The organism is Streptomyces sp. NPDC055400 (genome assembly GCF_053644375.1).
The window spans coordinates 1-22,474 of the sequence record NZ_JBSHLM010000023.1 but is presented as its reverse complement, the minus strand read 5'-3'; the positions used below and the strand labels follow the sequence as shown (position 1 = coordinate 22,474).

The following is a 22,474-nucleotide window of genomic DNA, read 5'->3' as shown; positions in this document are numbered from 1 at the left end:
AAGCGAGGAAGGGCCCTCATGACGGGTCGGGACGTGTACATACGGTCGGCGGCCTCCGCGCTTCCCGGCCCGCCGTTGGACAACGCAACGCTGGCGGAGCGGTTCGGCATGGACGCGCTGTGGCAGCAGTGGGTGGATGTCTTCATCGGCACCGCATCGCGCCACCTGGCACTGGATCTGGAGTCCGGCAAGCTCACCGCTTCGCTGGCGGATCTGGCGGAGGAGGCGGGCCGCACCGCGCTGGACCGCGCCGGTCTGGCCCCGGGCGAGGTGGACGCGGTGGTGCTCGGCACCGCGACACCGGACCGGCTGATGCCGGCGACGGTCAATGTGGTCGCGGACCGGCTGGGCATCGACGACGTACGCAGCTTCCAGCTCCAGTCGGGATGTTCCGGCGCGGTCCAGGCGCTCGACGTCGCCCAGCAGCTGCTGCGCGGCGGGAGCGCCCGTACGGTGCTGGTGCTCGGCGGTGACGTGATCGCCCGGTTCTACGACCTGGACACCGATCTGCGCACCACGGACCCCGCCGAACTGGTCAACTACGTCCTGTTCGGGGACGCGGCGGGCGCCGCGGTCCTCTCCACCGAGCCGGGGCCCGGCGCCGTGTCCGTACGGGCGCTGTTCACCCGGCTGGTGGGGCTCGGCAGGGAGCCCGGCGCGGTCCTTGAGTGGTTCGGCCCCGCCGACCGGGACAGCGACCGGCCCGCCGCGACCGAGGACTACAAGGCCATCGAGAAGCATGTGCCGGTCATGGCCGGCGAGGTGCTGGACGAACTGCTGGGCGGGCTGGGGTGGGCCCGCGAGGACGTGGATCTTCTGCTGCCTCCCCAGTTGTCCGGCCGGATGACCCGGCTGATCACCGAAGGGCTCGGCCTGCCGGACGCCGAGGCCGTCTCCTGTGTCGACGACGCGGGCAACTGCGGCAACGCCATCGTCTTCCTCCAACTGGAGCGGGCACTCGCCCGGCTGGCCGGCGGCCGGCGGGCGGTGGGTATCTCCATCGAGTCCAGCAAATGGCTCAAGGCGGGCTTCGCCCTGGAAGGGAACTGACATCGTGACCGACGCAACTGCGGACCTGCTGCGGGAGGTCACGGCCGAGGACTACCCCGCCGTGCGGGGCCTGGTGGCCGGCCTGTCCGGGGACGCGCTGGTCCGGGCGGGCAGGGTCCTGGCCCGGCTGGAGCCCGGCAAGGTGCTCGCCGCGCACCCCGACACCCCCGCGCCGCTGATCGCCGTGACCGGGCACGGCACCCTGTCCGCCCTGGTGCCCGCCCTCACCGGCGAGCTGGCCCGGCACGGGCAGCTGGCGCGGGTGCGGCTCTCCGACTTCGACAGCTGGGTCTTCGACCTCGCGGACCCGGGCAGCGAGCTCTACGCGGCCGCCCCCTCGATCGTGCTCTGCGTCCTCGACCCGGCGCTGGTGACCGACGAACTGCCGCTGCCCTGGCGGGTGGAGGACGTGGAGCAGGTCCTGAACGAGAAGACGGCGCTGGTCGAGCGCGCCGCCAAGGTCTTCGCGTCGACGACCCGGGGCGCCACGCTCGTGCTCAACACGCTCCCGCTGCCGCGCTCGCTGACCGCGCAGCTCGTCGACCTCGGCTCCCGGGCCCGGCTCGGGGCCCTGTGGCGGGAGGCCAACACCCGCCTGCTGCGCCTGGTGGAGACGCGGCCCGAGGTGGTGACCGTGGATCTCGACCCGCTGCTCGCCGAGGGGATCGCCGCCCACGACGTACGGCAGAGCGTGTACGCCAAGGCACATCTGTCCGACAGGCTGCTGGCCGGCTACGCCCGCGAGGTCGGCCATCTGGCGCGCCAGTCGACGGGCGGTGCGAAGAAGGTGCTCGCCCTGGACCTGGACGACACCGTGTGGGGCGGTGTGCTCGGTGAGGCCGGGCCTGAGGGCATCGAGGTCGCAGGAAGTCATCGCGGGGAGGCGTTCCGGCGCTTCCAGGCGGTGGCGAAGCAACTGGGCTCCCAGGGGGTGCTCCTGGCCGCGGTCAGCAAGAACGACCGGGAACCGGTCCTGAAGACCCTGCGCGAGCACCCCGAACTGACCCTGCGCGAAGAGGACTTCGTACAGGTGCGGGCCAACTGGCGGCCGAAGCACGAGAATCTCGCCGATCTGGCGGCCGACCTCAATCTCGCCCCGGACAGCTTCGTCTTCGTCGACGACAGCGCCTTCGAATGCGGCCTCGTCCGCCGTGAGCTGCCCGGCGTCTCGGTTCTCCAGGTGGGCGAGGAGCCCGCGCTCCATGTCGAACGGCTGCTGCGGGACGGCTGGTTCGATGTGCGTGCCCTCACCTCCGAGGACCGGGCCCGCCCGGCCCGCTACCGCGAGGAGCGGGCCCGGCAGGACTTCCTGCACACCTTCGAGTCGCTCGACGGCTATCTGCGGGAGCTGGACATCTCCGTGACGCTCGCGCCCGTAGACGCGGGCCGGCTCGACCGGGTCTCCCAGCTCACCCTGCGTACCAATCAGTTCAATCTCACCACGCGGCGGCTGCAGCCCGCCGAGGTGCGGGCGCTGCACGACGACCCGGCGGCGCAGGTGCTCGCGATCGAGTCCGCCGACCGGTTCGGGGACAACGGCCTGGTCGGCGTGGTGCTGCTGCGGCGCGAGGCCGGGGTGCTGCACATCGAGAACTTCCTGCTGAGCTGCCGGGTCTTCTCGCGCGGCATCGAGCATGCCGTGCTCGGCGCCGTGCTGGAGCACGCCTTCGACAGCGGTGCCACCGAGGTGCGGGCCGCGTATCTGCGTACCGCCCGCAACGGCAAGGTGGCGGACTTCTATCCGCGGTCCGGGTTCGAGACGGTCCGCGCCGACGCGGCCTCGGCCGACTTCCGGCTCGCGTCCCGGCCGTCCGCCGCAGCCGTCGATCACATCCGACTGACCGCGCGTTTCGAAGGGACCTCCCGTGAAGACCGTCGATGACTTCGTCACACTGCTGCGGGACGAACTCGCCCTGCCCGTCACCGCCGATGACCTCGAGCGCGGGCTGGACACCGTGGAGTCCTGGGACTCGGTGCATCTGCTGGCGCTGTGCACGGTCCTGGAGCGGGAGACCGGGCGTTCGCTGCCGCTGGCGGATGTCCTGGAGGCGACCCGTCTGAAGGACGTGTACCTGCTGGCGGTCGCGCCGTGACCGCTGCCGAGGCCGGTGAGCCGCTCCCCCGCCAGCGCCGGCACACGCTGTTCTTCCTGGAGGTGACCCGGGACTTCTCGCCCGTGTTCCTCGACACCGAGGTCGACATGAGCGGGGTGCTCGCCCACCGCGCGGCGGCGCTGGAGAGCGAGGGGGTGCGCTATGCGACCACCACGTATGTGCTGCGGGCCGCCGGCCGGGTGCTGGCCAAGCACCCGGACGCCAACGCTGCGGTGCGCGGCGGGCCCCACCGCCTGAGGATCGCGCACTATCCGTTCGTCAATGGCAAGGTCGCCCTCGACCGCACGCTGGACGGGCGCCGGGTGGTGCTCGGCACGATCGTGCCCGATGTCCACGAGGCCGAACTGCCCGCCATCCAGGAGCACCTGGCGCGCGTCAGGGACGGCGACCCGGAGAAGCTGCCCGAATTCGAAGGGGTACGGAAGCTGCACCGGTCCTCCTTGGCCGAGGGCCGCAAGATCTTCCGCAGCGCGGCGGACTCGCTCGCCCTGCGGCCCCATCTCAACGGCACCTTCGCGGTCACCTCGCTGGGTCACCGCGCGGTCGACTCCTTCCATTCGGTGGGCGGCACCACGACCACGTTCGGGGTCGGCCGGGTGCTGGAGCGGCCCGTCGTGCGGGAGGGCCGGATCGTGGTGGCACCTGTGCTGCGGCTCAGTCTCGCCTTCGACCACCGGGTCATCGACGGGGCGGAGGCGGCGGACGTACTGACCGAGGTCAAGGAGGCGCTGGAGAGCGTATGAACGACATCGCGGAACTGAAGAACTTCGTCGTCGCCCACACCCGTTCGCAGGGGCTGCCGCCCGAGCACTACGATCCGCTGCTCGCCCGGATCGGCGACGACGAGAACGGCACCCCTGGGTCCTGGGTGCACGAGTGGAGCGCCGAAGGTGCGCGGCTGGAGGCCGACGGCAAGCCGCTGGACGCCTGTGTGCACTACAACATGGCCCGGTTCCCCTTCGTGAACGGTTCGGCGAGGCAGGAGGCGCTGGACCGGTGCACCGCGTCCTTCGATACCTGGCGGTCGGACTTCCCGGCCGTGCAGCGGCTGGACGTCACACTCGCAGGCGGCCGGATCCGCTGCTGGACGGCGGGGCTGGACGCCGCGGATCCCAAACCGCTGCTGGTGATGACGGGCGGCATCGTCTCCGTCAAGGAGCAGTGGGCGCCGGTGCTGCTCCAGCTCGGGGCGCTGGGATTCGCCGGGGTGGTCACCGAGATGCCGGGCGTGGGCGAGAACTCCCTGCCCTACGGGGCCGACAGCTGGCAGATGTTCTCCGCCGTCCTGGACGCGGTCGGCGACCGGGCCGACACCTCCCGTACGTATGCCCTGGCGCTCAGCTTCAGCGGTCATCTCGCGCTGCGGGCCGCTCTTCACGACTCGCGGATCAGCGGCGTCGTCGGTGCGGGGGCGCCGCTGCACGACTTCTTCACCGACGCGGAGTGGCAGCGCACGGTGCCCCGGGTGACGACGGACACGCTGGCCCATCTCACCCGGACGAAACCCGACGAGGTCTACGGGCTGATCCGGGACTGGGCGCTCTCGCCCGAGGAGCTGGCCGTGCTGCGGATACCGGTGGCGCATGTGACGAGCCTGCGGGACGAGATCATTCCGCCGGGTGATGCCCGGCTGCTGCGGGAGCGGGTGCGCGGGGTGCGGCTGCTGGCCCACGACGATGTGCACGGATCGCCCCTGTACTTCGCACAGACCCGGCTGTGGACGCTGCTGTCGGTGCTCCGGATGCGCGGCGGGTACGGCGACCAGCGGGCAGCGCTGACGAGGGAATTCGCACGTCTGCGGTACGGCAGGGGGAAGCAGGGATGACCGGGACGAGAGCCCTTGAGGGCGGCACCCGATGTCTGCGCAATGTGCTCGGACGGTTCGCGACGGGAGTGGTCGCCGTTGCTTCGAAGGATCCCGCGACCGGGAGCCGGTCGGGGCTCGCGGCGAACTCCTTCTGCTCGGTCTCCCTCGATCCGCCACTGGTCTCGTTCTGTGTCGCGGACACCAGCACCAGCTGGCCGCGCATCCGCACAGGCGGGCTGCTGGGGATCAGCATCCTGGGGGTCGGGCAGCGGGAGGCCGCGGCGCGGCTGGCGGTGACCGGCGGCGACAAGTTCCACGGCATGCCCTGGCGCTCGTCGCCGGACGGGGCGCCGGTCCTGGAGGGTGCGCTGGCCTGGCTGGAGTGCTCGGTCGAGGCCGAGCACCCGGCGGGCGACCATGTGATCGTGGTCGCCCGGGTGCGCCGGCTCGACGCGGTGGAGGACGGGGACCCACTGCTGTTCTTCCGCGGTGCGTACGGGCGGCTCAGCCGCTGACACCCCCCGGGCCCGTCGACGCCGCCCGCCCGGGGGCAGCGTCGGCGGACGGCTCCCTACCGAAGGCGCGCAGGAAGGTGTCGACTCCGGCGGTGACGACCTTCGCGACGTCTGCCGGGTCGAGGGGCCGGGTGCCCAGCGCGCTCATCCCCGGCAGCTCCTCGTAGACCAGCGCGATGAACTGGTTGGCCGCCCTGACCGGGTCCTCGACCCGCAGGTGCCCGGCGTTCGCCAGCCGGGCGAGCCGGCCCGCGAGTGCCTCGGTGAACTGGTTGGGCCCGCTGGCCCGCACCGCGTCGAAGAGGTCCGGGAAGCGCACGGCCTCCGCGTACAGCAGCCGGCGCACGGACTCGGACTGCTCGTCGCAGTAGCAGTCGACGAGCTTGGTGGCGACATCCTCCAGGCCCGGGCGCAGCTCGTCCGGGTCGGTCGGGAAGGCGGTGAGGACGTCGAGGGTCTTGGCGTTGGACCGGGCGGCGGTCTCCGTCATCACGTGCCGGAACAGCTTCTCCTTCGACCCCAGGTGGTTGTAGATCGTCGGCTTGGACACCCCGGCCTCGGCGGCGATCACGTCCAGGCTCGCCTGTGCGTATCCGACCTGCGCGAAGACCCGCAGAGCGGCCTCCACGATCGCCCGGCGCTTGTCCAGCCGCCCTCGGTCCACCGGGCTCCCGGCCGTCTGTTCGTTCTCGCCAACGCTCATGCGGCCATGCTACCGTGCCAGCCACAGAATTTAACTACCCAGTAAAATCTTCTGGGTAGAGTGGTTAAAAGGAGTTGCCGTGTCTGAAACAAAGGCGGCGGGGAGCGGGCCTGCCCGGCTCGATGCCGCTCTGCTCACGCTCGTCGGCGTCATGGTGCTCGGCGGGATGATGTCCTACCTGGACGCGACGATCGTCAACGTCGGGATCAGCACGCTGGGCGGCGAGTTCCACGCGACGCTGGCCACCATCGAGTGGGTCACCACCGGCTATCTGCTGGCGGTCGCCCTGGCGATTCCGCTGGCCGGGTGGGCGGTGGTCCGGTTCGGCGCCAAGCGCATGTGGCTGCTGGGCCTCTCGGTCTTCCTGATCGGCTCGACACTCTGCGCCTTCGCCTGGAACGCGGAGAGCCTGATCGCCTTCCGCATCGTCCAGGGCTTCGGCGGCGGCATGGTCGACCCGATCATGATGACCGTCGTCGCGGGCGCCGCAGGGCCCGCCAGGATCGGCCGGGTCATGGGCCTGGTCTCCGTACCGATCACGCTCGGCCCGGTGGTCGGCCCCGTCATCGGCGGGCTGCTGCTGGACAACTTCTCCTGGGAGTGGATGTTCCTGGTCAACATCCCCTTCGCGCTCGCCGCGATCGTGCTGGCGATCCGGGTGCTGCCGGCTGACCCGCCGCCGAGCGGTGACCCCGTGCCGCTCGACGCCCTTGGTGTCGCGCTGCTCTCCCCCGGCTTCGCCGCGCTCGTCTACGCCCTGTCGCAGGCGGGCGGCGACGGCTTCGGCAGCACCAAGGTGATCACCGGTCTTGCCGTCGGTGTCGCCCTGTTCGTCGCCTACGCCGTGCACGCCCTGCGCACCACCGTCACCCCGCTGCTCGATCTGCGGCTGTTCAGCAGCAAGGGCTTCAGCGCGAGTGTGACCACGATGTTCCTGCTCGGCGGCGGACTCTTCTCGCTGCTCTTCCTGCTGCCGCTGTACTACCAGCAGGTCCACGGCCACAGCGTCCTCGAGTCCGGTCTGCTGCTCGCCCCGCTGGGCCTCGGCACGCTGATCGGCATGCCGATCGCGGGCAACCTCGCGGACAAGCTCGGCGCCCGCCGACTGGTGCCCACCGGTGCCCTGCTCATCGGCGCCGGCGCCCTGGTCTTCACCGGCTCGGACACCGGCACCTCGCAGGTCGCTCTCACGGCCGCCCAGTTCGCCGCCGGCTTCGGCATGGGCCTGGTGGGCGCGCCCACCATGGGCTCGGTCTACAAGACGGTGCCGGGCGAGGCGGTCGCGGGCGCCACCGGTGCGGTCTTCATCCTCAACCAGATCGGCGCCTCGCTGGGCATCGCGGTGGTGGCGCTGATCCTGCAGGGCGGCGGCTCCCACGCGGCCCCCACCGCCGACTCCTTCGGCAACGCCTTCTGGTGGCCGGTCGCCGCGGCCGTCGTGGTCTTCGCCGCGGGTCTGCTGCTGCCGGGCAGGCCCAAGCCCGAACCGGCCGCGGACGAGGCCTCGCCCGAGACGCCGGCCGAGTCGGAACCGGTCACCGACCACGCCTGAGCCGCCCGTCCCGGTACGGGGCGCCCGGTGCTCCTCTGCTCCTCCCGCATGTGCATGTCCGTCCAGCCCGCGCCGCCGGACGCCCATCCGGCGGCGCGCTCCTTCCGGAGGTCCCCATGAGCCGACCCCTCGGCGTTCCCCTGTCCGTTCTCGACGTGGTGCCCGTCTTCGAGGGCGGCTCCGCGACCCAGGCGCTGCGTGACACCGTGGCCCTGGCCCCGCGCGTCGAGGAACTCGGCTATCTGCGCTACTGGGTGGCCGAACACCACAGCACCCCGAGCCTCGCCACCTCCGCGCCCGCCATCCTCGCCGGACGCCTGGCCGCCGCCACGACCACCCTGCGGGTCGGCTCCGGCGGCGTGCTGCTGCCCAACCACGCCCCGCTGGTGGTCGCCGAGCAGTTCGGCACCCTGGAGGCGCTGCACCCCGGACGCGTCGACCTCGGTCTCGGCCGCGCCCCCGGAACCGACCCGCACACCGCACGCGCCCTGCGCCGGGCGCCCGAGCGGGGCGAGGACGACTTCTTCCACCAGGTCGCGGAGCTGAGCGGCTACTTCGCGCCCGGCGACACCTCCTCCCCGATCACCGCCGTGCCCGCCGCCGACGGCAGGCCGGACCTGTGGATGCTCGGCTCCAGCCCGGCCAGCGCCGAACTCGCCGGCTCGCTGGGACTCCCGTACGCCTTCGCCCACCAGATCAACCCGCATGCCACGGCCTACGCGCTGGACCGCTACCGCGAGGCATTCCGGCCCTCGCCCCACCTGGACCGGCCGCGCACCCTGATCTCCGCGCTGACCACCGTCGCCGACACGGACCGGGCCGCCCGCGAGGTCGCCGCGCCCTATCTGCTCGGCAAGATAAAGATGCGTACGGTGCGGCGCTTCGACGCGTTCCCGTCCGCGCGGACGGCGTCCGGCTACACGTACTCCGAGGCCGAGCTGCAGTTCCTGGAGGAACTGGCGGAGCGCCAGCTGATCGGCGCACCGGACACCGTCCGCGACAAGCTGGCCGAGCTGGTGGAGCGCACCGGGGCCGACGAGCTGATGGCGCTGACCGTCGTCCCGGACCAGGAGGAGCGGCTGCGCTCGTTCGAACTGCTGGCGCTGGCGGCCCAGGACGTACGTCCCGGCTCCCCCGAGGGCGTTTCAGCCCGGCTTTAGACGCACTCGCGACAGTACGTCTGGCCCCCCTCACCTCGTTTCCATGCCCCGGAGTCACCATATGCACCCGCGCCGTACACCTCGAAGAGCCGCTCTGCTGTCCGTCCTGCTGCTCGCCGCCGTCTCCGCCTGCAGCTCCGACGGCGGCTCCGCCTCCGCCGCGCAGGCGAAGCCCCGGTCCGGCGGCAGCCTCACCTACGCGGCGCAGCAGGAGCCGGACTGCTGGGACCCGCACACCAGCGCGCAGGACGTGACCGCCTTCGTCCAGCGGCCGGTCTTCGACTCGCTCGTCTACCAGACCCCGGACGGTGAACTGGAGCCGTGGCTGGCGAAGTCATGGAAGACTTCGGAGGGGGGCCGGACGTACACCTTCGACCTGCGCGAGGACGTCACCTTCCACGACGGGAAGCACCTGGACGCGGCGGCGGTGAAGGCCAACTTCGACCACGTCACGGCGAAGGCGACCCAGTCGCAGTACGCGGCCGGGCTGCTCGGTCCCTACTCCGGCACCACCGTGAAGGGGAAGTACGAGGTCGAGGTCCGCTTCAGCCGACCGTACGCGCCGTTCCTCCAGGCGGCGAGCACCACCTATCTGGGGATAGCCTCGCCCGCGTCGCTGAAGGCGGGGGCCGACAAGCTCTGCGCGGGTACGGACTCCGTCGGCTCCGGCCCCTTCAAGGCGGGTTCCTACACCCGGGGCCAGAAGCGCGGCTACACGAAGAACGCCGCCTACGCGTGGGCGCCGAAGGGGGCCGGTCACAGCGGGCCCGCCCGCCTGGACTCCTTCACCGTCCGTTTCATCACCGAGGACGCCACCCGGGTGGGCGCACTGACCTCGGGTCAGGTCGACGGGGCGGCCGCCGTCCCGGCCAACCAGATAGCGGCGGTACGCCGGAACGCGCGGCTGGGCGTCACCAGCAAGGATGTCCCCGGCGCGGTCGACACGTTCTATCTGAACACCAAGAGCCCGCTGTTCTCGGACGCCCGGGTGCGCAAGGCGTTCCAGCGGTCCATCGATCTGGACGCCCTGGTGAAGTCGGTGTTCCAGGGCACCGGAACCCGGGCCTGGAGCACCCTGTCCCCCGCCACCCCGCACAGCTACGACTCCGCGCTGGAGAAGAGCTGGCCCTACGACCGGGCGCTCGCCGGCCGGCTGCTTGACCAGGCGGGCTGGACGGGCCGTGACGCCGCGGGCTACCGGACGAAGAACGGCAAGCGGCTCACCGTGGTCGCCCCGGTCTACGGCAAGGCCTCGGTGTTCTCCCAGGCCGTGCAGGGTGCTCTGAAGAAGGCCGGGATCTATCTGAACCTCGCCGCGTCCACCGACGCCACCGCGGTCTCCGCCCAGCTGGACGAGGGCCGCTACGACGTGGTCGAGACGTCCTGGGCGCGCGGCGACGGCGACATCCTCAGCAGCTTCTTCCTCTCCACCGAGTCGTCCGAGGGCGGCGGGCACAACTTCGCGAAGGTCGCCGACCCACAGGTCGACACCTGGCTGAAGAAGGCACAGGGCGCCACGGCCCCGGACCAGCGTGCCGCGTACTACGCGCAGGTGCAGAAGTGGACGATCGACCGGGCCGTGGTGGTGCCCGCCTATGTCCAGACGGCGTCGGTCGGTGTGAACAAGAAGGTGCACGGGCTGCGGCTCTCGCTGTCGGCGTGGCCCGAGTTCTACGGCGCCTGGGTCGAGGCCGGCTGATGACGGTCCCGCGCATACCCGCCGTACCCGCCGCGATCCGGGCCGTCACGGCCCGGGTCGGGGCGGCCGTCCTCGTTGTCTGGGGGGCCGCCACCTGTGCCTTCCTGGCGCTGCAGCTCATTCCCGGCGATCCAGTCAGCGCGATCGTCGGTTCCAACGCGCTGGTCGGCGCGGAGCAGCGCGAGGAGATACGCCACCACTATGGGCTGGACCGGCCGCTGGCCGTGCAGTACGGCTCATATCTGAAGAAGCTGGTCTCGGGCGAGCTGGGCGACTCCTACCAGTTGCAGCAGTCGGTCTCCTCGCTGCTCGCCGACCAGATCGGATCGACCGCCCAACTCGCCCTGTGGTCCTCGCTGGTGGCCGTGGTGCTGGCCGCCGCCGTGACCGTGCTGACCTCCGGGCGCGCCCGGTGGCCGCGCCGGGTGTCGACGGCGGTGGAGCTGATCGTGGTGTCCACGCCGTCGTTCTGGCTCGGCATCATGCTGCTGACGGTGTTCTCGTTCCGTCTGGGATGGCTGCCGGTCTCCGACAGCGGCGACGCCCGCTCGCTGGTCCTTCCGGTGATCACGCTGGCGCTGCCGATCGCGGCGGTGCTCACGCAGGTGATGCGGGAAGGGCTGCTCGGCGCGCTGGAGCAGCCCTTCATCCTGACCGCGCGGTCACGGGGGCTCGCCGAGCACACGGTGCGCTCGCGCCACGCGCTGCGCCATGCCGCGCTGCCGGCGCTCACGCTCGCCGGCTGGTTCACCGGAACCCTGCTCGGCGGGGCCGTGGTGGTGGAGAACGTGTTCGCCCGCTCGGGCATCGGACGGATCACCCTGCAGGCGGTGAGCGATCGCGATCTGCCCGTGGTGCAGGGCGTGGTGGCGCTGTCGGCCGTGGTGTTCGTGCTGGTCGGCGCGCTGGTGGAAGTGCTGTACGCGGTTGTGGATCCCCGGCTGCGCAAGGGAACGGGGGTGGCCGCCGCATGAGCGTGCAACAGGACGTACGGGCCGGGGCACCGGTCGCGGCGGTCGGCAGGCTCCGCAGGGGACGGGTGCGGCCGGGGGTGCTGGCCGCCGCCGTGCTGCTGGGGCTGATCCTGCTGGCCGCGCTGGTGCCGTCGCTCCTGGCGGGCGGCAGTCCGACAGACACCGATCCGGTGCACGCGCTGCAACCGCCGGGCGGGACGCACTGGTTCGGTACGGATCAGCTGGGCCGTGATGTCTTCACCCGGGTGGTGCACGGCACCCGTTACTCGCTGGCCATCGGGGCGGCGGCGACGGGTGCCGGAGTCGGGCTCGCGGTGGTGTGGGGGCTGGCCGCCGCGCTGTCCGGCCGGTTCGGCGACGCCGTGCTGATGCGCGCCGCCGACGCGCTGCTGGCGCTGCCGGGGCTGCTGCTGGCCCTGATGGTGGTCCTCATCGCGGGCAAGGGGGTGCTGGGCACCACGATCGCCGTCGCGGTGGGGACCGCGCCCGGGTTCGCCCGGGTCGTGCGGGCCCAGGCGCTGGTGGTCAGACGGTCCGGCTATGTCGAGTCCGCGGTGGCGCTGGGCGTGCCGCGTCCGCTGATCGTGCTGCGCCATGTCCTGCCCAACACGCTGGGGCCGCTCCTGGTGCTGGCGACCGTCACGCTCGGGGCGTCCATCTCGACCGGGGCGGCGCTGAGTTATCTGGGGCTCGGCGCCCAGCCGCCGACCCCCGAGTGGGGCGCGATGCTCACGGAGGGCCAGGGCTTCCTCGACCAGGCCTGGTGGATCGCGCTCTTTCCGGGCCTGCTGCTGGTCGGCACGGTTCTCGCGTTCACCGTCGTGGGCCGCCACGCACAGGCACGAGCCGAAGGACGGGCCGCCTCATGACCACCGCATCGTCCCGGGGCACGGCCCCGGCCGAGACCTCCACGGGAGCACCGGACGGGGCCCCCGCCAGGCCGGAGGCCCCGCTGCTCGATGTCGCCGGGCTGAACGTACGGTTCGGCACCGGTCCAGGTCAGGTGCACGCCGTGCGGGACGCATCGCTCTCCCTCGCCGGCGGACGGTGCCTCGCCGTCGTCGGTGAGTCGGGCTCGGGCAAGAGCGCGCTGGCCCGCAGTCTGCTCGGGCTCGCCGGGCCGACCGCAGAGGTGTCAGCGGACCGGCTGCGCATCACGGACCGGGAGGCCCGGGAGTTCGGCCCCCGCCAGTGGCGTGCGGTCCGGGGCCGACGCGTCGGTCTGGTCGCCCAGGACGCGCTCGTCGCCCTGGACCCGTTGCGCCCCGTCGGCAAGGAGATCGCCGAACCGCTGCTGACGCACAGGATCGTCTCCCGCAAGGAGGCCGGGGCACGCGTCCTCGCCCTGCTGGAACGGGTCGGTGTGCCCGAACCCGCCGAACGGGCTCGGGCCCATGTCCACCAGCTGTCGGGCGGACTGCGGCAGCGGGCCCTGATCGCCTCGGCGATCGCGGCCGAGCCTGACCTCCTGATCGCGGACGAGCCGACGACCGCGCTGGACGCCTCGGTCCAGTCGCGGATCCTCGCGCTCCTCGGCGAACTGAAGAGGGGTGGCACCGGACTCCTCCTGATCAGCCACGATCTGGCCGTCGTGGAGGCGCTGGCCGACGAGGTGGCCGTGATGAAGGGCGGCAGGATCGTCGAGTCGGGCCCGGCCGGCCGGGTACTGGAGTCACCTGAACACCCGTACACCAAAGCCCTGTTGGCGGCCATTCCGGGCAGCAGCCCCCGGGCGGCCCGTCCGGCGGTGGACACGGCCGGTGCCGAGCCTCTTCTTGAGGTCCGCCGTGCCGCCAAGGTGTTCAAGGGTGCGCGCGGCAGCCGGCGGACCGCGGTCGACGACGTGTCCTTCGAGCTGCGGCCGGGTGAGACGCTCGGCCTGGTCGGCGAGTCCGGCTCCGGCAAGTCCACCCTGGCCCGCATGGTCCTTGGCCTGGTGGCCCCGGACAGCGGCGCGGTGCGGCTGGCCGGAACCCCGTGGAACACCCTGCGGGAGCGCGAACGCAGGCAATTGCGGCACACCCTGCAACTTGTGCCGCAGGACCCGCTCAGCGCCTTCGATCCGCGCTGGAGCGTGGCCCGGATCGTGGGAGAGGCCCTGGCCACGGCCGGCGTCGGGCGCGGCCAGCGGCAGGCCCGCACCGTACAACTGCTGGAGCAGGTCGGTCTGTCGGCGCAGCACCTGGAGCGGCGGCCGCCGGCCCTGTCCGGTGGTCAGCGCCAGCGGGTCGCCATCGCACGCGCCCTGGCCCCCTCGCCCCGGCTGCTGGTGTGCGACGAGCCGGTCTCGGCGCTGGACGTGTCCGTCCAGGCGCAAGTGCTGGATCTGCTGCGGCAGTTACAGGAGGACCTGGGCTTGGCGACGCTCTTCATCTCGCACGACCTCGCGGTCGTCCGGGAGATCTGCGCACGGGTGCTGGTGATGAAGGACGGCCGGATCGTGGAGTCCGGACCCGTGGAGGAGGTGTTCGCCAAGCCCGCGGATCCCTACACCCGCGCCCTGCTGGAGGCGGTGCCACGGCGTGCGCGTACCGCACAAGAGCGGCTTTAGAACCGGCCAACACGCGACTGCGAGCCTCGACGGGCCAGTTTCGGACAAGCCGGAGGTCATCAGTCATGCCAGGCTCACCAGCACCGTCCACCGCGTCACCGTCCGCCCCGGACCTGCCGCGGGCCGCCAGACTGCCGTCCCTCACCGGGATGCGCTTCCTGGCGGCCCTGCTGGTCTTCGCGTTCCACACCACCTTCCAGACCCGGTTCTTCGGGGGCGGGGTGGGCGACACGCTGGGCGACATCTTCGCCAACGCCGGTTTCTACGGGGTGACGTTCTTCTTCGTCCTCAGCGGTTTCGTCCTGACCTGGTCGGCGCGGCCCGCCGAGGGGGCGCCCCGCGTCTGGCGGCGCAGACTGGTGAAGATCTTCCCCAACCACCTGGTCACCTTCGTGGCCGCCGCCGTCCTGATGGTGACCGCGTCCGAGGTGTTCACCACCAAGGGTGTGCTGGCCAACCTCTTCCTCGTGCAGGCGTGGATACCCGAGATCCAGGTGCCGAACACGATGAACGCCGTCAGCTGGTCGCTGTCGTGCGAGCTGTTCTTCTATCTCGCCTTCCCGTTCCTGCTGCCGGTCCTGGAGCGGCTGACGGCTCGCCGGCTGTGGACGGTCGCCGGTGTGCTCGCCGCACTCACCGTCCTGGTGCCTGCCGTCAGCAGCTGGACGGTGGCCGGCACCCCACTGCCCTTCATCGCCGACGGCTCGCTGTCCTTCGAGCAGATCTGGTCCGTCTACTTCTTCCCGCCGGTCCGGGCCATCGAGTTCGTCCTCGGCATGATCGCCGCCCGGCTGGTGCTGACCGGTGCGCTCCCGCGCATCGGGCTGCTGCCCGCCGCCGCGATCGCGGTCGGCGGTTACGTCCTCAACTCGTCGGTGCCGTATCTGTACGGTGTCGCGGGCACCGGCGCCCTGTGGCTCACCCCGCTGGTGGTCGCCGCCGCGCAGGCCGATGTCCGGCAGACCGCCTCGCCGTTCCGGGGGCGGGTGCTGGTGCGGCTCGGCGAGCTCTCGTTCGCGTTCTACATGGTGCACGGGCTGGTGGTGACATACGGCCACAAGTGGCTCGTCGCCGGCAAGGACCTGTCCGGTGCCGCGGCGGCCGCCCTGCTGCTCGCCGCACTGCTGGCCGCCCTGGCCCTGGCCCACGCCCTGTTCACCTGGGTCGAGGCCCCCGCCGTACAGCGGTTCAGTGCTCCGCGCGCGAAGAATCCGGCAGCGCCCGAAGCGGCTCCCCCGGCCGCACCGGCACCTGCCGTCGTCCCGCACACTGTCCTGGAGGCCGGGGAATGACCGAGACCAGCATCACCGCTCCGACGAACGGGCAGGAGCTGCCCGCGTATCCGCAGGCACGCGGCTGCCCCTTCCAGCCGCCCGCCGGCTACGACGAGTACCGCGAGCAGGGTCCGGTGTCCCTGGTCGAGCTGTACAACGGGCGCCGGGTCTGGGCGGTGAGCGGGCACGCGGAGGCGCGTCAGGTCCTGCTCGACGCGGCCACGTACTCCTCGGACCGCGTCCATCCGCACTACCCCGCCACCGCGCCGCGCTTCGAGTCGGCGCGCAAGGTCCGCAACTTCATCGGCATGGACCCGCCGGAGCACACCGTGCAGCGGCGCATGCTGCTCACCAACTTCACCGTCCGCAAGGTGCAGGCCCTGCGGCCCGGCATCCAGCGGCTGGTGGACGAACTGATCGACGCGATCGAGGCCAAGGGCCCGGTCGCCGATCTGGTTCCGGACTTCGCCCTGCCGGTGCCGTCCGTCGTCATCTGCGAACTCCTCGGCGTCCCGTACGCCGACCACGGGTTCTTCGAACAGCAGTCACGCCGGGTGGTCACCGGGACGACGAGCCTGGAGGACAGCGCCGACGCGTTCGCACAGCTCGCCTCGTACCTCGACGGGCTGATCCAGCGCAAGGAGGAGGAGCCGGGCGACGGGCTGCTCGACACCCTGATCGCCGAGCAGCTGTCCACCGGCGCGCTCACCCGCCGCGATCTGGTCGACATCGCCCTGCTGCTGCTGGTCGCCGGGCACGAGACCACGGCGAGCGCGATCGCGCTCGGCGTCCTCACCCTGCTGGAGAACCCGGAGCAGCTGGCGGCCCTGCGCGCCGACGAGTCGCTGCTGCCGGGCGCGGTCGAGGAGCTGCTGCGGTACATGGCGATCGCGGACGGCGTCGCCCGGTTCGCGACGGTCGACACGGAGCTCGGCGGGCACCGGGTCAGGGCGGGCGACGGGGTGATCGTCGTCATCGCGTCGGCCAACCGGGACGACGAGGCGTTCCCCGCCGCCGACGCCTTCGACGTCGGGCGCGGCGCACGCCACCACATCTCCTTCGGACACGGTGTCCATCAGTGCATCGGCCAGAACCTGGCCAGGGCCGAGATGGAGATCGCGCTGTCCACACTCTTCCGCCGGCTGCCGGGGCTGCGCCTCGCCGAACCCCCCGGGCAGCTGCCGGTCAAGGAACCGGGCGGTGTCCAGGGCATCTGGCGCCTGCCCGTCACATGGTGATCAGAAGGGAACCGGAGCCATGCACATCAAGGCCGATACACAGCGGTGTCTGGGCGCGGGTCAGTGCGTCCTGTCCGCCCCCGACCGCTTCGACCAGTCGGACGAGGGCACGGTCCTCGTCCTGGAGGACCGGGTGGACGGCGCGGCCGAGGAGGCGAGGCTGCGGGACACCGTGGCGCTCTGCCCCTCGCAGGCCATCGCTCTGGAGGCCTGAGCATGCCGGTGACGGGACGGCTGGCCGACGCGGTCGCGGACCATCGGGCGGGTCCGCGGCCGCTGCGTGAACTTCCGGCGGTCCCGGGGGTCGAGGCGACGGAGCGGTGGATTCCGGGGCCGCCCGGGTCCCCGGAGGTCCAGGTGCGGGTGTACCGCCCGGCCGGGGCTGGGTCCGCGCTGCCCGCCGTGCTGTGGATCCATGGCGGGGGCTTCGTCCTCGGCAATGTGGACTCGGTCCACCACTCCGCGGCCCGGGCGGCGTCGTTCGCCTCGGCGGTGGTCGTCGCGGTGGCGTACCGGCTGGCGCCGGAGGATCCGTTTCCGGCCGGGCTCGACGACTGCTGGGCCGCGCTCGAGTGGACCGCCGGGAACGCGAAGGAGATCGGGGCGGATCCGGCACGGCTCGCGGTGGCGGGTGCCAGTTCCGGGGGCTGTCTCGCCGCCGGGCTCACCCTGCTCGCCCGGGACCGGGGCGGGCCCGGGCTGGTCTTCCAGCACCTGAGCACTCCGGTGCTGGACGACCGGCTGGAGACGGGGTCGATGACGGCGTTCCTGGACACGCCCATCTGGAACCGCCGGCTGGCGCAGGAGAGCTGGGAGCTCTATCTGGGCGCGGGCGGGGGCGAGGCCCCCGTGCACGCGTCCCCGGCCCGCGCCGGGGACCTGGGCGGGCTGCCCCCGGCGTACATCTCGACCGCGGGTCTCGATCCGCTGCGCGACGAGGGGCTGCTGTACGGGCTCCGCCTGGCGCAGGCCGGGGTGCCGGTGGAGCTGCACAACTTCCCTGGGGCGTACCACGCGTTCGGCGGGTCGGAGGGCCCGCCGGACCCGGAGGAGCAGCATCGCATCGCGCTGGAGCACCTGACGGCGTTGCGGCGCGGGCTGCACGCGGCGGAGGTGGCCCCCGACGGCTCCGGGACGATTTAGAACGCGCAAAGGCCGCCGTTAGCGCGGCTGGGGAGGGTGGGTCTCGCCGGGTCGTTCTCGACGAGGGAGTACGTCACAGATCATGCGTAGCGCCCACTCCGCACCTATCGCCGTCATCGGTCTCGCCTGCCGCCTCCCCGGGGCACCCGATCCCGCCGCTTTCTGGGAGTTGCTCAGCCGCGGTGAGGACGCCGTCGGTGAGGCGCCCGCCGGCCGTCGGTCCGCCGGCGCCCCCGCCCACGGCGCCTTCCTCGACGAGGTGGACCGGTTCGACGCCGGCTTCTTCGGCATCCCGCCCCGTGAGGCGGCGGCGATGGACCCCCAGCAGCGGCTGCTGCTGGAACTGGGCTGGGAGGCGCTGGAGGAGGCCGGGATCGTCCCCGGTGTGCTCGCCGGAAGCCGTACCGCCGTCTTCGCCAGCGCCATCTGGGACGACTACGCGGCGCTCCACCACCGCAGGGGCGGGACGGGCGGGGACCGCTATTCGGTGACGGGGCTGCACCGGGGCATCCTCGCCAACCGGCTGTCGTACGTGCTCGGCCTCACCGGTCCGAGTCTGACCGTGGACGCGGCCCAGTCCTCGTCGCTGGTCGCGGTCCATCTCGCCTGCGAGAGCCTGCGCAGCGGTGAGTCCGATCTCGCCGTGGTCGGCGGTGCGAATCTGATCCTCTCCCCCGGCAGCAGCGCGGACAGCGCGAAGTTCGGGGCGCTGTCGCCCGACGGCCGCTGCTTCACGTTCGACGCGCGGGCCAATGGCTATGTACGAGGCGAGGGCGGCGTCGCCGTCGTGCTCAAGCCGCTGGACAGGGCCCGGGCAGACGGCAACCGGGTGCACTGCGTGATCCTGGGCAGCGCGGTCAACAACGACGGCGCGTCCGACGGACTCACGGTCCCCGACCAGGGTGCGCAGGAGGCGGTGCTGCGCGAGGCCTGTGCCCGTGCGGGTGTCACGGCCAGTGATGTCCAGTACGTCGAGCTGCACGGCACGGGCACGCCCGTGGGCGACCCGGTGGAGGCCGCCGCGCTCGGTGCCGCCCTCGGTACGGGCCGGCCCGCGGGCTCGCCGCTCCAGGTGGGTTCCGCGAAGACGAACGTGGGTCATCTGGAGGGTGCAGCGGGTCTGGTGGGTCTGCTGAAGGCCGCGCTGTCCATCGACCGGCGCCGGATCCCGGCCAGCCTGAACTTCGACGAGCCCAACCCGGCGATCCCGCTGGCGGACCTGGGCCTGCGGGTCCGGACCGAGGACGGCCCCTGGCCGAGCGAGGAACTCCCGCTGATCGCGGGGGTCAGCTCGTTCGGCATGGGCGGCACCAACTGCCATGTGGTGGTGGTCGATGCGGTGGATGCGGATGCCGGCGAGGCCGTCGACGCGGCCGGGGGCTCCAGGGATTCCCGGGAGGCCGTGGACGCGCCGGCCGCCGATGCGCCGCGGCCGGTCCCCTGGCTGCTGAGCGCCCGCGACGGCCGGGCCCTGCGCGGACAGGCCGCCCGGCTCCGCGACCACCTGACGGCCGCCGGCCCCGCGACCTCGCCGCTCGACACCGCCTACTCCCTCGCCACCACCCGCACCCTCTTCGACGAACGGGCCGTCGCGGTGGCCGCCGACCGGGACGGGCTCCTGCGCGCGGTCGAGGCCCTGGCCGAGGGCCGGGACGACCCCGCTCTCGTACGCGGCAGGGCAGGCACGCAGTCCCTCACGGCGTTCCTCTTCACCGGGCAGGGCAGTCAGCGCGCCGGAATGGGGCGCGAACTGTACGCCGTGTACGGGGAGTTCGCCGACGCCTTCGACCGCGTCTGCGCCGCCTTCGCCCCGCACCTGGACCGCCCGCTCGAAGCGCTCGTCCTCGCGGCGGAGGGGTCGCCGGAGGCCGCGCTGCTGGACGAGACGCGCTATACGCAGCCCGCGCTCTTCGCCGTCGAGACGGCGCTCTTCCGGCTGGTGGAGCACCTGGGCCTGAGGCCGGACCGGCTCGCCGGGCATTCGATCGGTGAGCTGACCGCGGCCCATGTGTCCGGTGTGCTCTCGCTCGACGACGCCGCTCGCCTCGTGGCCGCCCGGGGCCTGCTGATGCAGGAGCTTCCGGCCGGCGGAGCGATGGCCGCGGTGGAGGCGACCGAGCAGGAAGTGACCCCTCTCCTCACCGACCGGGTCTCGATCGCGGCCGTCAACGGACCGCGCGCCGTCGTCGTCTCGGGCGACGAGGCCGATGTCCTCCGGATCAAGGATTCCTTCGCCTCCCAGGGCCGCCGCACCCGGCAGCTGACCGTCAGTCATGCCTTCCACTCGCCGCTGATGGAACCGGTCCTCGACGCGTTCCGGCGGATCGCCGGGGAGCTGGAGTTCCGTGCGCCGAGGATCCCGGTCGTCTCCAACGTCACGGGTGACTTCGCGACCGCCGAGGATCTCGCCTCACCCGACTACTGGACGCGGCACATCCGCGACGCCGTCCGCTTCCACGACGGACTGCGCACGCTGCGGGACGACGGTGTGAGCGTCTTCGTCGAGCTGGGCCCGGACGCCGTCCTCACCGCCCTGGCCCGGGCAACGCTCGCCGACGGCGAGTCCGCGCTGCTGTCGGTCCTGCGGCGCGGCCGCCCCGAACCGCAGACCCTGACAGCCGCACTGGCGCAGGCGCAGGCGCGGGGTGCCCGGGTGGGCTGGGCGGACACGCTGGCGGGGTGGGGCGGCAGGGCCGTACCGCTGCCGACGTACGCCTTCCAGCGGGACCGCCACTGGCTGGACGGTCCGGTCGAGGCGCCCGACGCGGCGGTGCCGGTGCGGGTGGCTGATCCCGCCCCCGCACCCGAGGACACTCCTGAGGCGGCCTCGGACACGGACCTGCTGGATCTCGTCCGTACGCAGGTCGCGATCGTGCTGGGCCATGTCACGGGCGACGCGATCGATCCGGGCCATGCGTTCAAGGACCTCGGCTTCGACTCGCTGGCCGGGGTGGAGCTGCGCGACCGGCTCCAGACCGCGACCGGCCTCTCCCTGCCGTCGGCCCTGGTCTACAACCACCCGACGCCGGAGGCCGTCGTCCGGCTGCTGCGCGAACGGCTCGACGGGCCCTCCGGGCGGGCGACGGCCGGTCTGCCAGTAGCCCGCACGGGTGCGGCGGGCCAAATGGACGAGCCGATCGCCATCGTGGGCATGGCGTGCCGCTACCCCGGTGGTGTGGCCTCGCCCGACGACTTGTGGAATCTGGTCTCCGGGGGCACGGATGCCATCGGCCCGTTTCCCACGGACCGGGGCTGGGACCTGGCCTCGCTGTACGACCCCGACCCGGACCGGCCCGGAACCTCCTATGTGCGGGAGGGTGGATTCCTTTACGGGGCGGGCGAGTTCGATGCCGCGTTGTTCGGGATCAGTCCGCGCGAGGCTGCGGCCATGGACCCGCAGCAGAGGCTGCTGCTCACCACGGCTTGGGAGGCCTTCGAGCGGGCCGGGATCGCACCCGACAGTCTGCGCGGCAGCGCGTCCGGTGTGTTCATCGGCGCGACCGCCCAGGACTACGGGCCCCGCCTGCACGAACCGGCCGAGGGGCTGGACGGCTATCTGCTCACCGGCAGCACGGCAAGTGTCGCCTCGGGGCGTGTCGCGTACACCTTCGGTCTTGAGGGGCCTGCGGTGACCGTGGACACGGCGTGCTCCTCGTCCCTGGTGGCGCTGCATCTGGCGGCCCAGGCGCTGCGGCAGGGCGAATGCAATCTGGCACTCGCCGGTGGTGTGACCGTGATGCCGACCCCGGGCATGTTCCTGGAGTTCAGCCGGCAGCGGGGCCTGGCGTCGGACGCGCGCTGCAAGGCCTTTGCCGCTGGCGCAGACGGCACCGCGTGGTCGGAGGGAGTGGGACTGCTGCTCGTGGAGCGGCTGTCGGACGCCCGGCGCAACGGCCACCAGGTGCTCGCGGTCGTGCGCGGCTCCGCCGTCAACCAGGACGGGGCGAGCAACGGCCTCACCGCGCCGAACGGCCCCTCGCAGGAGCGGGTCATCCGCCAGGCACTCGCCCATGCCGGCCTCGGCACCTCCGATGTGGACGCCATGGAGGCACACGGGACGGGCACACGTCTCGGCGACCCGATCGAGGCCGATGCCCTGCTGGCCACGTACGGACAGAACCGCCCTGCCGAACAGCCACTGCTGCTGGGCTCGTTGAAGTCGAACATCGGGCATGCCCAGGCGGCGGCCGGGGTGGGCGGCATCATCAAGATGGTCGAGGCGATGCGCCACGGCGTCCTGCCCCGCACCCTGCACGTGGACGCCCCGTCCCCGCATGTGGACTGGGAGGCGGGCGCGGTGCGCCTGCTGACCGAGGACGCGCCCTGGCCGGAGCACGACCGGCCGCGCCGGGCAGCGGTGTCCTCCTTCGGGATCAGCGGGACCAACGCCCACGTCATCCTGGAACAGGCCCCTGAATCCCGGGAGTCAGCCCCGGCCGTGCCCGAATCCGACGACAGCGAGCCGGTGTTGTGGCCGCTGTCCGCTCAGAACACCCGTTCATTGCGCGAGCAGGCCGAGCGGCTGCGTGCGTATGTCGTGGACCACCCGGAAGTCGAACCCGCCCAGGTCGCTTCGGCGTTGTACCGGGGGCGGGCAGGTCTTGAGCATCGTGGGGTGGTGCTGGCGGACGACCGCGACCAAGCCCTCGACGCCTTGACCGCGCTCGCGACCGACCAGGAACACCCCGCACTCG

18 protein-coding genes are annotated in these 22,474 nt (G+C 72.2%); 17 read left to right on the top strand and 1 reads right to left on the bottom strand.

From position 1 onward, the window contains the following. Positions 1-18: 18 nt before the first annotated feature. Genes ACWIGU_RS42275 through ACWIGU_RS42250 form a run of 6 tightly spaced genes read left to right on the top strand, consistent with a single transcriptional unit; the run spans position 19 to position 5,486 of the window. A complete protein-coding gene (locus tag ACWIGU_RS42275) occupies positions 19-1,050 on the top strand; it encodes a 3-oxoacyl-ACP synthase III family protein (RefSeq protein WP_454407192.1) in 1,032 nt (343 codons plus the stop codon). 4 nt (positions 1,051-1,054) lie between these two features. Next, complete coding sequence (locus ACWIGU_RS42270) at positions 1,055-2,932, top strand: HAD-IIIC family phosphatase (RefSeq protein WP_454407191.1); 1,878 nt, start codon at positions 1,055-1,057, stop codon at positions 2,930-2,932. Next, positions 2,916-3,143: an acyl carrier protein gene (locus tag ACWIGU_RS42265; protein ID WP_454407190.1), complete on the top strand. Its 228-nt coding sequence runs from the start codon at positions 2,916-2,918 to the stop codon at positions 3,141-3,143. Before ACWIGU_RS42270 ends, ACWIGU_RS42265 begins: the two co-directional genes overlap by 17 nt. Continuing rightward, on the top strand, positions 3,140-3,907 hold the full coding sequence (locus tag ACWIGU_RS42260; protein ID WP_454407189.1) for a 2-oxo acid dehydrogenase subunit E2: 768 nt from the start codon (positions 3,140-3,142) through the stop codon (positions 3,905-3,907). Before ACWIGU_RS42265 ends, ACWIGU_RS42260 begins: the two co-directional genes overlap by 4 nt. Then, positions 3,904-4,989: an alpha/beta hydrolase gene (locus tag ACWIGU_RS42255; protein WP_454407188.1), complete on the top strand. Its 1,086-nt coding sequence runs from the start codon at positions 3,904-3,906 to the stop codon at positions 4,987-4,989. Before ACWIGU_RS42260 ends, ACWIGU_RS42255 begins: the two co-directional genes overlap by 4 nt. After that, positions 4,986-5,486 (top strand): flavin reductase family protein, encoded by a 501-nt coding sequence (locus tag ACWIGU_RS42250; protein WP_454407187.1) that lies wholly within the window; start codon positions 4,986-4,988, stop codon positions 5,484-5,486. The genes ACWIGU_RS42255 and ACWIGU_RS42250 overlap by 4 nt, the downstream gene beginning before the upstream one ends. On the opposite strand, the gene ACWIGU_RS42245 is transcribed toward ACWIGU_RS42250, so the two are convergent. Then, complete coding sequence (locus tag ACWIGU_RS42245; protein ID WP_454407186.1) at positions 5,476-6,189, bottom strand: TetR/AcrR family transcriptional regulator; 714 nt, start codon at positions 6,187-6,189, stop codon at positions 5,476-5,478. The two genes, ACWIGU_RS42250 and ACWIGU_RS42245, sit on opposite strands and share 11 nt — an antisense overlap. A 79-nt stretch (positions 6,190-6,268) precedes the next feature. Between ACWIGU_RS42245 and ACWIGU_RS42240 the strand changes: the two genes are divergently transcribed. The 11 genes from ACWIGU_RS42240 to ACWIGU_RS42190 form a co-directional block, all read left to right on the top strand. Beyond that, positions 6,269-7,741 carry a DHA2 family efflux MFS transporter permease subunit gene (locus ACWIGU_RS42240; protein ID WP_454407185.1) on the top strand — a complete coding sequence of 491 codons (1,473 nt, stop codon included), beginning with the start codon at positions 6,269-6,271 and terminating at the stop codon, positions 7,739-7,741. A 116-nt stretch (positions 7,742-7,857) separates the two neighbouring features. Further along, positions 7,858-8,901: an LLM class flavin-dependent oxidoreductase gene (locus ACWIGU_RS42235; RefSeq protein WP_454407184.1), complete on the top strand. Its 1,044-nt coding sequence runs from the start codon at positions 7,858-7,860 to the stop codon at positions 8,899-8,901. A 61-nt stretch (positions 8,902-8,962) separates the two neighbouring features. Continuing rightward, the gene (locus tag ACWIGU_RS42230) at positions 8,963-10,600 is read left to right on the top strand and encodes an ABC transporter substrate-binding protein (RefSeq protein WP_454407183.1); all 1,638 of its coding nucleotides are present in this window, start codon (positions 8,963-8,965) and stop codon (positions 10,598-10,600) included. Further along, positions 10,600-11,574 (top strand): ABC transporter permease, encoded by a 975-nt coding sequence (locus tag ACWIGU_RS42225; RefSeq protein WP_454407181.1) that lies wholly within the window; start codon positions 10,600-10,602, stop codon positions 11,572-11,574. The genes ACWIGU_RS42230 and ACWIGU_RS42225 overlap by 1 nt, the downstream gene beginning before the upstream one ends. Then, entirely contained in the window at positions 11,571-12,443 is an 873-nt protein-coding gene (locus tag ACWIGU_RS42220; RefSeq protein WP_454407180.1) for an ABC transporter permease, read from the top strand. The genes ACWIGU_RS42225 and ACWIGU_RS42220 overlap by 4 nt, the downstream gene beginning before the upstream one ends. Beyond that, positions 12,440-14,125, top strand: a complete 1,686-nt coding sequence (locus tag ACWIGU_RS42215) for a dipeptide ABC transporter ATP-binding protein (protein ID WP_454407179.1) — start codon at positions 12,440-12,442, stop codon at positions 14,123-14,125. Before ACWIGU_RS42220 ends, ACWIGU_RS42215 begins: the two co-directional genes overlap by 4 nt. A 65-nt stretch (positions 14,126-14,190) precedes the next feature. Beyond that, positions 14,191-15,417 carry an acyltransferase family protein gene (locus ACWIGU_RS42210; RefSeq protein WP_454407178.1) on the top strand — a complete coding sequence of 409 codons (1,227 nt, stop codon included), beginning with the start codon at positions 14,191-14,193 and terminating at the stop codon, positions 15,415-15,417. Then, positions 15,414-16,637: a cytochrome P450 gene (locus tag ACWIGU_RS42205; protein WP_454407177.1), complete on the top strand. Its 1,224-nt coding sequence runs from the start codon at positions 15,414-15,416 to the stop codon at positions 16,635-16,637. The genes ACWIGU_RS42210 and ACWIGU_RS42205 overlap by 4 nt, the downstream gene beginning before the upstream one ends. 19 nt (positions 16,638-16,656) lie before the next feature. Continuing rightward, positions 16,657-16,851 carry a ferredoxin gene (locus ACWIGU_RS42200; protein ID WP_136326119.1) on the top strand — a complete coding sequence of 65 codons (195 nt, stop codon included), beginning with the start codon at positions 16,657-16,659 and terminating at the stop codon, positions 16,849-16,851. A 2-nt stretch (positions 16,852-16,853) separates the two neighbouring features. Continuing rightward, positions 16,854-17,780 (top strand): alpha/beta hydrolase, encoded by a 927-nt coding sequence (locus tag ACWIGU_RS42195; RefSeq protein WP_454407176.1) that lies wholly within the window; start codon positions 16,854-16,856, stop codon positions 17,778-17,780. Between the two features lie 82 nt (positions 17,781-17,862). After that, positions 17,863-22,474, top strand: a 4,612-nt coding sequence (locus ACWIGU_RS42190) for a beta-ketoacyl synthase N-terminal-like domain-containing protein (RefSeq protein ID WP_454407175.1), incomplete at its 3' end; no start/stop codon positions are given.